This is a genomic window from Micromonospora sp. H61 (genome assembly GCF_018070325.1).
GTDB lineage: Bacteria > Actinomycetota > Actinomycetes > Mycobacteriales > Micromonosporaceae > Micromonospora > Micromonospora salmantinae.
This window is the reverse complement of the sequence record NZ_JAGPXY010000123.1, coordinates 1-9,555: the sequence shown is the minus strand read 5'-3', so window position 1 is coordinate 9,555 and position 9,555 is coordinate 1. Positions and strand designations below refer to the sequence as shown.

9 protein-coding genes are annotated in these 9,555 nt (G+C 72.3%); 6 read left to right on the top strand and 3 right to left on the bottom strand.

Going from position 1 to position 9,555, the window contains the following annotated elements:
• Together KBX08_RS31530 and KBX08_RS31525 are read left to right on the top strand one after the other, a co-directional pair.
• A partial coding sequence (locus KBX08_RS31530; RefSeq protein ID WP_247670399.1) for a D-alanyl-D-alanine carboxypeptidase family protein occupies window positions 1–1,114 on the top strand: 1,114 nt, incomplete at its 5' end.
• 70 nt (window positions 1,115–1,184) lie between these two features.
• On the top strand, window positions 1,185–2,030 hold the full coding sequence (locus tag KBX08_RS31525) for a peptidylprolyl isomerase (protein ID WP_238689596.1): 846 nt from the start codon (window positions 1,185–1,187) through the stop codon (window positions 2,028–2,030).
• Window positions 2,031–2,165: 135 nt separating this feature from the next.
• Here the strand turns inward: KBX08_RS31525 and KBX08_RS31520 are convergent, their stop codons facing one another.
• Window positions 2,166–3,203: a LacI family DNA-binding transcriptional regulator gene (locus KBX08_RS31520; RefSeq protein ID WP_210787417.1), complete on the bottom strand. Its 1,038-nt coding sequence runs from the start codon at window positions 3,201–3,203 to the stop codon at window positions 2,166–2,168.
• A gap of 239 nt (window positions 3,204–3,442) precedes the next feature.
• Between KBX08_RS31520 and KBX08_RS31515 the strand changes: the two genes are divergently transcribed.
• Window positions 3,443–4,276 (top strand): M15 family metallopeptidase, encoded by an 834-nt coding sequence (locus KBX08_RS31515; RefSeq protein ID WP_307850703.1) that lies wholly within the window; start codon window positions 3,443–3,445, stop codon window positions 4,274–4,276.
• Window positions 4,277–4,295: 19 nt separating this feature from the next.
• Here KBX08_RS31515 and KBX08_RS31510 read toward each other — a convergent pair whose 3' ends face one another.
• Window positions 4,296–5,483: a spore photoproduct lyase family protein gene (locus KBX08_RS31510; RefSeq protein ID WP_210787416.1), complete on the bottom strand. Its 1,188-nt coding sequence runs from the start codon at window positions 5,481–5,483 to the stop codon at window positions 4,296–4,298.
• A 158-nt stretch (window positions 5,484–5,641) separates the two neighbouring features.
• On the opposite strand from KBX08_RS31510, the gene KBX08_RS31505 reads away from it, so the two are divergent.
• The gene (locus KBX08_RS31505; protein ID WP_307850702.1) at window positions 5,642–6,949 is read left to right on the top strand and encodes an RICIN domain-containing protein; all 1,308 of its coding nucleotides are present in this window, start codon (window positions 5,642–5,644) and stop codon (window positions 6,947–6,949) included.
• Here KBX08_RS31505 and KBX08_RS31500 read toward each other — a convergent pair.
• Window positions 6,944–7,951 (bottom strand): YafY family protein, encoded by a 1,008-nt coding sequence (locus tag KBX08_RS31500; RefSeq protein ID WP_210787415.1) that lies wholly within the window; start codon window positions 7,949–7,951, stop codon window positions 6,944–6,946. The genes KBX08_RS31505 and KBX08_RS31500 overlap by 6 nt on opposite strands.
• Before the next feature lie 109 nt (window positions 7,952–8,060).
• On the opposite strand from KBX08_RS31500, the gene KBX08_RS34530 reads away from it, so the two are divergent.
• Together KBX08_RS34530 and KBX08_RS31495 are read left to right on the top strand one after the other, a co-directional pair.
• Window positions 8,061–8,186: a hypothetical protein gene (locus KBX08_RS34530; protein ID WP_255750691.1), complete on the top strand. Its 126-nt coding sequence runs from the start codon at window positions 8,061–8,063 to the stop codon at window positions 8,184–8,186.
• Window positions 8,187–8,313: 127 nt separating this feature from the next.
• A complete protein-coding gene (locus KBX08_RS31495; RefSeq protein ID WP_210787414.1) occupies window positions 8,314–9,513 on the top strand; it encodes an RtcB family protein in 1,200 nt (399 codons plus the stop codon).
• Window positions 9,514–9,555 lie beyond the last annotated feature (42 nt).

The following is a 9,555-nucleotide window of genomic DNA, read 5'->3' as shown; positions in this document are numbered from 1 at the left end:
CTGCCCCCGGGTCCCGGCCCCAGCGGCGTCCCGCCCACCCCGGCCGTCGCCCCCGCCGGCCGTCGGTGAGCAGCGGATGATCGGCGGCGCGGCGCTGGACACGGCCGGCCTGGTCATGCCGGCCGGCGTCGCCGCGCCGCCGAGGGTCACCGCCACGTCGTGGCTGGTCGCCGACCTGGACAGCGGCCAGGTGCTCGGCGGCTGCGGCCCTCACGAGTACGGCACACCGGCGAGCGTGCAGAAGCTCCTGCTGGCGGCCACCATGCTGCCCAAGCTCGACCCGAAGCAGACGGTCACCGTCACCGACGCGGACATGAACATCGAACCCGGCTCCTCGGCCGTGGGGCTGGTCGCGGGCGGCCGGTACACCATCGAGACCATCTGGCTCGGGTTGTTGCTCAACTCCGGCAACGAGGCCGCCAACGCGCTGGCCCGACTCGGCAGCGGAACGGACAGCGCCGCCGGCGTGCGGGCCATGAACGAGCAGGCGCACCACCTCGGCGCGCTCCAGACGCACGCGGTCACCCCGTCCGGGCTGGACGGCACGGGGCAGTTCACCAGCGCGTACGACCTGGCGCTGATCGCCCGGGCCTGCTTCGCCGAGCCGACCTTCCGCCGGTACGCGCTGACCGAGCAGACGTCGATTCCGCCCCAGCCGGCGCAACGCACCAAGGGCTTCGAGATCCAGAACGAGAACCAGCTCATCTACCGGTACCCGGGGGCGCTCGGCGGCAAGACCGGCTTCACCGATCTGGCCCGGCACACCTACGTGGGGGCGGCGGAACGCGGCGGACGGCGGCTGGTGGTGACAGTGCTGGGCGCCGAATCGGCACCGGTACGCGGCTGGGAGCAGGGCGCGGCCCTCCTGGACTGGGGCTTCACGCTGCACCGGGACGCCGCCGTGGGCCGGCTGGTCGAACCCGGCGAGCTGACCGCCACCCCGTCGGCGGCGCCGTCCGCGCTGGCGGCACCCGGCGCGCCCCGACCGGCGGCGGCCAGTGGGCCCGCGCGTACCGGCTCGGAGTGGCTCTGGTCGGTGACCGCGGTGAGCGGCGCGACGGTGGTGGCGTTGTTGGGCGGCCTGCTGTGGCGGCGTCGCCGCCGGATGCCCTGACGGATCGACATCGGGCGCTGCCATCCATAGACTCCGGTCTTTCTGGCACCACCAGTCCAGGAGGATCCCTGTGTCGAGTGAACTCGAACCGCGCCCCGCATTGGCGGCACCCCGCCGGCCGGTGCGCGCCCTGACCCGCCTCGCGGGGGTGACAGTGCTCGCCGGGGCGCTGGTCGTCGGCTCGTCCGCCACCGCGCTCGCCGCCCCGGGCCCGTCGGCCGACACGGTGCGCGTCTCCGCCGCGCCGCCCGCCGCTGTCGACACCGCCACCCGACCGCCGCGCACCACCCACGGTCCGTGCGCGTACACCGAGACTCCGGACGAACCAGCCGCCCGGCCGGTGACGCTGCCGCCCGACCCGCGACGAACCCCGGCCCGGGGCAGCGTCCGGGTGACCCTGGCGACCAATCATGGGCCTATCGGGTTGACAGTGGACCGGGCCGCCGCGCCGTGCACGGTGCAGAGCTTCCTGCACCTGGTGAACAAGCGGTTCTACGACCGCACCCCGTGTCACCGGCTCACCGCGTACCCGACGCTGAGCGTGCTGCAGTGCGGTGACCCGTCCGGCACCGGTGAGGGCGGTCCGGGCTACCGGTACCGCGACGAGTTGCCGACCGACCTGCCGCCCGCGCCCACCGACCCGACCGGGGAGCGCCGGGTGTACGCCCGGGGTGTGCTGGCCATGGCCAACGCCGGGCCGGACACCAACGGCAGCCAGTTCTTCCTGGTCTACGCCAACTCCGCGCTGCGCCCCAACTACACGATCTTCGGCGAGGTCGACGGTGCCGGCCTGGCCACGCTGGACCGGATCGCCGCCGGGGGAGTGGCGCCGACCGCCGAGGACCCGGCGCCGGTCGACGGCGCGCCCGCACTGCCGGTGACCATCCGCAAGGCCGTCCGCTGGCACCACCACTGACGGTGCGGCGCGGTGGGTGGCCGTCGGTCGCTCACCGCGCCGGCCGTGGGTGAATCTCGGTCGGGCGCGGCCTCGCCGGAATTTTCGGGAACGGACCGGAACGGGTCCAACCGGTTTCCGGCGCAGTTCCGGCCGTCACGTCGAGGCGGGCGACCCGGTCAGCGGGGCGGCGGTGCTGTCCCGAACGACCAACTCGGTGGCGAGTTCCACCCGGGGCGAGTCGATGCCCTCGCCCTGGGCCAGGCGCAGAACGGTCCGGGCCGCCAACCGTCCCATCTCGACCAACGGTTGGCGCACTGTGGTCAGCGGCGGTGAAGCCCAGCGGGCTTCCGGTAGGTCGTCGAACCCCACCACGCTCACGTCGTCCGGCACGCGCAGCCCGCGGCGCCGGATGGCCTCGTAGACGCCGAAGGCCATCTGGTCGCTGGAGGCGAAGATGCCGGTCGGCGGGTCGGCGAGGTCGAGCAGCGCTGTCCCGCCGGCGAACCCGGAGGCGTGGTAGAAGTCGCCCGGGTAGATCAGCTTGTCGTCCACCGGCACCCCGGCGGCCTCCAGCCCGGCCCGGTAGCCGTCGAGCCGGGCCCGGCTGCACAGCAGGTGCGTCGGCCCGGCCACGAAACCGATGCGCCGATGCCCGATCGCGAGCAGGTGTTCGGTAGCGGCGAGCCCGCCGGCCCAGTTGGTGGCGCCGATCGTCGGCACGTCCATGGCCGGCACGCCGGCCGGGTCCACGACCACCACCGGCACGTTGAGGCGACGCAGCTGCGCGTGCAGCGGCGGGCTCAGGTGCGAGGTCACGAAGATGACGCCGTCGGTGGCCCGGGTGCGCAGGTTCTGCAACCACTGCCGGGCCGCTGTGGGCTGCCGGTGGATCGCGGAGACCACAGTGCCGACGCCCGCGCCGTGCCCGACATCCTCCACACCCCGGATGATCTCCACGGCCCAGGGGCTGTCCAGGTCGTTGAAGACCAGGTCGACGAGACCGGCACGGCGAACGCTGCGGCTGGTGCGACGCCGGTAGCCGTGGTGGCGCAACAACTCCTCAACCCGTTCCCGGGTGTCCGGGGCCACATCGGAGCGCCCGTTGAGCACCCGTGACACGGTCGGCACCGACACCCCGGCCTCCCGTGCGATCGCGGTGATGGTCACCCTGCGTCCGTCGTCCGCGCCCACCCGCGTCTCCTTCACCGAGCCGGAGGAGCGACCATCAGGCGTCGCCCACCGTGTGTCCCGAAACGGCGTGCCCGTTCCACGCGTCATCTTGCCTCACCGGTAGGGGTTGACGACATGCCAGGCCGTTCGAAGCTTCGCTGGAGTTGCGGAAAAGTTCCGGAGTTTTTCCGGTTACTTTCGGTCGGCGGACCAACTGAATCCTGGGATGGTGACCCTGGTCGGGCTGATAGACAGGACTCGTGCGTCACCGCCTGGCCGTCGTGCTCGCGCTCGCCGGGCTGCTCGGCGGCTGCTCGCGGCCGGAGCCCCGCCCAGCGCCGCAGCCGACGTCGGCGAGCCCCACACCCGCGCCGACCCCGTCCACCTCGGTGGCAGCCCCGCTGCCGGGGTTCGTGGTGCTGACCGACCTCGACCCGCGCATCCACGCCGACATCCGGTACGCCACACCGCACAACTTCGTCGGCCGACCGATCACCGGCTACCGCGAGCCGCTGTGCCTGCTCACCCGGCAGGCGGCCGAGGCGTTGCGCCGCGTACAGGACGCCGCGCTGACCGGTGGGCACAGCCTCAAGGTGTACGACTGCTACCGCCCGCAACCGGCGGTGGACGACTTCGTCGCCTGGTCGAAGCGCCCCGATGAGCAGCAGACCAAGGCCGAGTTCTACCCGGACCTGGCCAAGAACCGGCTCTTCGCCGACGGTTACATCGGCGCGCCCACCGCGCACAGCCGCGGCAGCACCCTGGACCTGACACTGGTCGACGAGCCCGCCGCCAGCCAACCTCCGTACCGGGTGGGGCAACCGCTGGTCGCCTGCACCGCGCCGCGCGGGCAGCGCTTCGCGGACAACAGCATCGACATGGGTACGGGCTTCGACTGTTTCGACTCGCGGGCGCACACCGCCGACCCCAACATCACCGGGACGCCTCGGGAGAACCGCCGGTTGTTGCAGCGGCTGATGACCGACGCCGGGTTCGTCAACTACGACCGTGAGTGGTGGCACTACAGCCTGCGCGACGAGCCGTACCCGGACACGTTCTTCGCCGCCCCGGTAGCCCGCTCCTCGGTCGGCTGACCCGCCCGGGGGCGCGAGGTCAGGTCCAGTAGAGGATCCGGCACCCTGGCACGCGGGCGGTCAGTTCGGCGGTGAACCAGTCGCGCAGCTCGGTCATCTGCTCACGCGGGTAGACGTACTTCACCGCGCCGAACTTGCCGTGCTTGCGGGTGCGGGACTCCTCGTCCATCTCCAGCCGGGTACGCGGGTACCAGCCGAGCAGCACCTCCTTGCTGCCCGGCGTGAACCGGTGGGTGATCAGCTCGGCGGTCAGGTCCAGGTCCGGCACCCCGTCGACGGCCGCGCGGACCTGGTCGAGCAGTTCGCCGTAGCGCTCCCGCCAGTCCGGCAGCGCGATGATCGGCGCGATGGTCAGCCCGACCGGGTAGCCGTCGAGGGCGAGCCGGCGCAGCGCGGCCAGCCGGTCCGGCACCCGGGCGGTGCCACCCTCGAACCGTTCGCTTACCGGGGCGCAGTTGACGCTGAACCGGACCCGGGTCCGGCCGGCGTGCGGCAGCCCCACGAAGGTGTCCACGTCGGCGTACTTGGTGGTCCAGCGCAACTGCACGGGGGCGTCCCAGTCGGCGAAGTGCCGCACCGCGCGTCGCCAACTGCCGGTCAGGTGCTCCAGGGCGAGCGGGTCGGTGTAGCAGGACGCCTCGAAGGTGGTGCCTTCGTCGGCGCGCCGCGCGTTGCGGCTGGTCACCGTGCCGCGCCCGGCGTACGCGGCCAGCCCGGCCAGGATGTCGTCGAGGTCCGCGTACACCCGGGTCACCGGTGGGCCGGACAGGGATCCGGCGAGGTAGCAGTACTGGCAGTGCGCCGGGCAGCCCTCGGCCAGGTCGACCCGCCAGTCCGCGCTGGGCGCGATGGGTTGCAGCACGCGCCGCGAGGGTGGGCTCACCACGATCGCCATCGTCGACTTGGCCCGGTTGTAGGTCTCCCGGTCGGTCTGCCCGCGTACCCCGGTGAGCCGGTTGGCGCGCAGGTGTTCCACCTCGATGCCGAGTGCCCGCACCCGCTCGACGATCCGTTGGCCGTGCGGGTGGTCGAGGGCGGCGGGGGTGGCCACCACCCGGCTCGGGGTCCAGCGGCGTGCCGACCGGGCCGGCGGCGCGAGGCCGGCCAGGTCGCGGGTCGGCACCCACTCGCCGCTGGCGTCGTGCGGTGCGGCGGGTACGTCCTCGGCGAGCGGCTGGTCGACGTCGACGGCGTCCGGGCTGGTCATCCGGCCGGGGTACCCGTTGACGCAGGAATCCCACCCGATCGGTCGCCCCGCGATTGACGCCGCCCAACCGGAGCGCATAATCTCTCATCTATCTGTAAACCTTGTGAACAGATGCACTTCGACGCGGCGGCGCGCGTCCCGACCGAAGGGACGATCAGGTGATCGCAGAACTCTCCTCCCGTACCAGACGGATCCTGTCGTTGTTCGTCGCCCTGGTCGTCGCGTTGACCGCCGGTCTCGCGGTCAACGCCTCGCGCAGTGCGCAGGCCGCGCCGACGTTCAAGGTCCTGGCCTTCTACAACGGCACCTGGGACGCCGCGCACATCGACTTCGTCAAGGACGCCCGCGCCTGGTTCCCGCAGGCCGCCGCCCAGCACGGTTTCTCCTGGGAGGCCACCAACAACTGGGGTCTGCTGAACACCGCCAACCTGGCCCAGTACAAGGTCGTCATGTTCCTGGACGACGCGCCGCCCACCGCGCAGCGCGCCGCGTTCCAGCAGTACATGCAGAGCGGCGGGGCGTGGTTTGGCTTCCACGTCAGCGCGTTCACCACCAACCCGTCGAGCTGGAGCTGGTACTACAACACCTTCCTCGGCACCGGCTCGTTCCAGACGAACACCTGGGGACCCACCCGGGTCACGATGCGCGCCGACAACCGCACCCACGCCGCCACCCGGAACCTCCCGGCGACGTTCCCGTCGTCGATCAGCGAGTGGTACTCCTGGAGCAACGACCTGCGGCAGAACCCCGACATCGACATCCTCGCCTCGGTCGACCCGTCCAGCTTCCCGGTCGGCACGGACCCCAACCAGTCCTGGTACGGCGGCTACTACCCGCTCGTCTGGAGCAACCGGCAGTACAAGATGCTCTACGCCAACTTCGGGCACAACGAGATGAACTACAGCACCAACACCGGGCTGTCGTCGACGTTCGACAGCGCGCAGCAGAACCAGCTGCTGATCGACGGGCTGCACTGGCTTGCCGGCGTGGGCACCGTCCCGCCGACCACGCCCCCGCCGTCCGACGGCATCTCGCCGACCGCCTGGCACACCGCTGTCAACCGGGCCAGCGGCAAGTGCGTGGACGCCCGCGCCGCGGCCAGCGCCAACGGCACGGCCATCCAGCAGTACGTGTGCAACAGCAGCACCGCGCAGCAGTACCAGTTCGTGCCGACCAGCGGCGGGTACCTGCGGGTCAACAACCGCAACAACAGCGCCCAGGTGCTCGACGTGACGAACCGGTCGACCGCCGACTCGGCGCCGATTCAGCTCTGGTCCTACAGCGGCGGCAACAACCAGCAGTGGCGGGCCGAGCCCGAGGGCGGCGGCTACTACCGCCTGGTCAACCGCTCCAGCGGCAAGTGTCTCGACGTGCCGGGTGCGTCCACAGCGGACAGCGTCCAGCTCATCCAGTACACCTGCAACGGCACCGCGGCGCAGTCCTTCCGGCTGGTTCCGCAGTCATAGCTGCACTGCCGCGTCCGCGCCGGGGTGAACCGCGACTCGCCCCGGCGCGGGCTCGGCGGCGCGCGCGAACCGGGCGGCGACGTCCCGGACGACGGTGCGCAGCTCCGGTGGGTCGAGCACGTCGAAGTCGACTGCCAGGGTGCCGAGGAAGGCGGCGAGATTGCCCAGCGACTCGCCGCCGGTGTGCAGCAGGCAGGTCCGCTCGTCGATCGCCTCCAGCAGGCCCGCCGTGGTGGGGATCCGTCGCGCCATCGCCTCGGCCGACGCGTGCAGGCGTACCCGGGCGGGGTGTGGCCAGGCCGCCGAGCCGACGCCGTGCAGCACGTGCGCGACCGCGTCGCCACCTGGCGGCTCCCGCGGCGCGAAGCGGGGGCCGGTCGGCACCCGGGGTTGGATCCGGTCGGCGCGGAACGTCCGCCAGTCCGCCCGGTCGGTGTCCCACCCCAGCAGGTACCACCGGCGCCCGGTGTAGACCAGACGGTACGGCTCGACGTCGCGCACGCTGACCGTGCCGTCATGGCCGGCGTAGTCGAACCGCAGCCGCTCCCGACGGTGCGCGGCCGTGGAGACGGCGGTGAGAGTGTCGGCGTCCACTGTCGGGCCACCGCCCGCGGCGGAGACCGTCGCCGAGCGTAGGGCGTCCACCCGGTGCCGCAGCCGTGACGGCAATGACTGCTCCAGCTTGGCCAACGCCCGCAGCGAGGTTTCCTCGATGCCGGTCACCGAGCCGCCGGCCGCCGCCCGGAGCCCGACGGCCACCGCCACTGCCTCGTCGTCGTCGAGCAGCAGCGGTGGCAGCGCCGACCCGGCGCCGAGCCGGTAGCCGCCGGCGACCCCCGGGTGTGACTCGATCTGGTAGCCCAGCACCCGCAGCCGTTCCACGTCCGTGCGTACCGTGCGGGTGGTGACGGCGAGCCGTTCGGCCAACTCGGCGCCGGACCACTCTCGGCGCACCTGCAGGAGAGTCAGCAGCCGCAGCAGGCGCACGGAGGTCTCCACCATGCCCGCGAGTCTGCACTACGGCTAGCGGCGATATCCATTGCGGACGCGCCGCAGCCCTCCTACTGTCGTCGGTGCAAGGTCGACCGATCACACCCGAGGGGAGTACGCCATGTCGCGACGCGTCCGCACCGACGCCCGCCGGCGCCTGCTCTCCACCGGCACCCCTTTGCAGCTCACCGCCAATACCCGTGCCTACCGCCCGGCGCGGCGCAACGAGCCGGGGTGGCGCGACTGACGCCGACGCTGACGCGTCCGCCGGCCGCCCATCCCACCGGGATCGGGCGGCCCTTTCGTATCCGCGCACCGCCGCTGGCCGCCAAATACGATCATTAACGGTCACCGCACCACAGAAGGAGACCACGATGGGATTCACCCCCCTCGCCGGTACCCGGGCACCGGTCCGGGTCTGGACCGACCCGTACGCCATCGAGCCGCAGGCCGCCAAGCAGCTGCGCAACATCGGCGCGCTGCCCTGGGTGCAGGGTGTCGCCGTCATGCCCGACGTGCACTTCGGCAAGGGCGCCACGGTCGGCTCGGTGATCGCGATGCGGCAGGCCGTCTCGCCGGCCGCGGTCGGCGTCGACATCGGCTGCGGGATGTCGGCGGTCCGTACCTCGCTGACCGCCGCCGACCTGCCGGACGACCTGGCCGGGCTGCGTTCCGCGATCGAGGCCACCATTCCGGTCGGCTTCGCCCAGCGCAAGGACTCGGTCGACACGCGTCGGATCCGGGGCCTGGAGCAGGCCGGCTGGGACGACTTCTGGGGCCGGTTCGCCGGCCTGGACCGGCGGGTGGCGCAGCTGGAGACGCGGGCGCAGCGGCAGATCGGCACCCTCGGCGGGGGCAACCACTTCATCGAGGTCTGCCTGGAGCAGGGCGGCGCCGACGAGGGACGGGTCTGGCTGATGCTGCACTCCGGGTCCCGCAACATCGGCAAGGAGCTGGCCGAGCGGCACATCGGGGTGGCCCGAGGGCTGCCGCACAACGCCGACCTTCCGGACCGGGACCTGGCCGTGTTCCTCGCCGGGACGCCGGAGATGGACGCGTACCGGCGGGATCTCTGGTGGGCGCAGGAGTACGCGCGGCGCAACCGGGCGGTCATGCTGGCCCTGCTCTGCGGTGTGGTGCGTGAGCACTTCCCGCAGGTGTCCTTCCACGAGTCGATCTCGTGCCACCACAACTACGTCTCCGAGGAGAGCTACGACGGGGTGGACGTGCTGGTGACCCGCAAGGGCGCCATCCGGGCCGGCCGGGGTGACCTGGGCATCATCCCCGGGTCGATGGGCACCGGGTCGTACATCGTGCGGGGGCGGGGAAACACCGACGCGTACTGCTCGGCGTCGCACGGGGCGGGGCGTCGGATGTCTCGGGCGCAGGCCAAGCGGACGTTCAGCACGGAGGACCTGGCCGTGCAGACCGCCGGGGTGGAGTGCCGCAAGGACGCCGGGGTGGTCGACGAGATCCCCGGCGCGTACAAGGACATCACCGAGGTGATGGCCCAGCAGGAGGACCTGGTCGAGGTGGTCGCGCACCTCAAGCAGGTGGTCTGCGTGAAGGGCTGACGTGCCGTGCGGGGCGGGGAGGCCGGCCCGCCCGGCCGCGGG

What these genes read in the sequence shown, in the direction of transcription:
- KBX08_RS31510 (WP_210787416.1), bottom strand. Translation starts at nt 5,483, where the DNA reads ATGACCAGCCCGGACGCCGTCGACGTCGACCAGCCGCTCGCCGAGGAC.
- KBX08_RS31495 (WP_210787414.1), top strand. Translation starts at nt 8,314, where the DNA reads ATGGGATTCACCCCCCTCGCCGGTACCCGGGCACCGGTCCGGGTCTGG.
- KBX08_RS34530 (WP_255750691.1), top strand. Translation starts at nt 8,061, where the DNA reads ATGTCGCGACGCGTCCGCACCGACGCCCGCCGGCGCCTGCTCTCCACC.
- KBX08_RS31500 (WP_210787415.1), bottom strand. Translation starts at nt 7,951, where the DNA reads ATGGTGGAGACCTCCGTGCGCCTGCTGCGGCTGCTGACTCTCCTGCAG.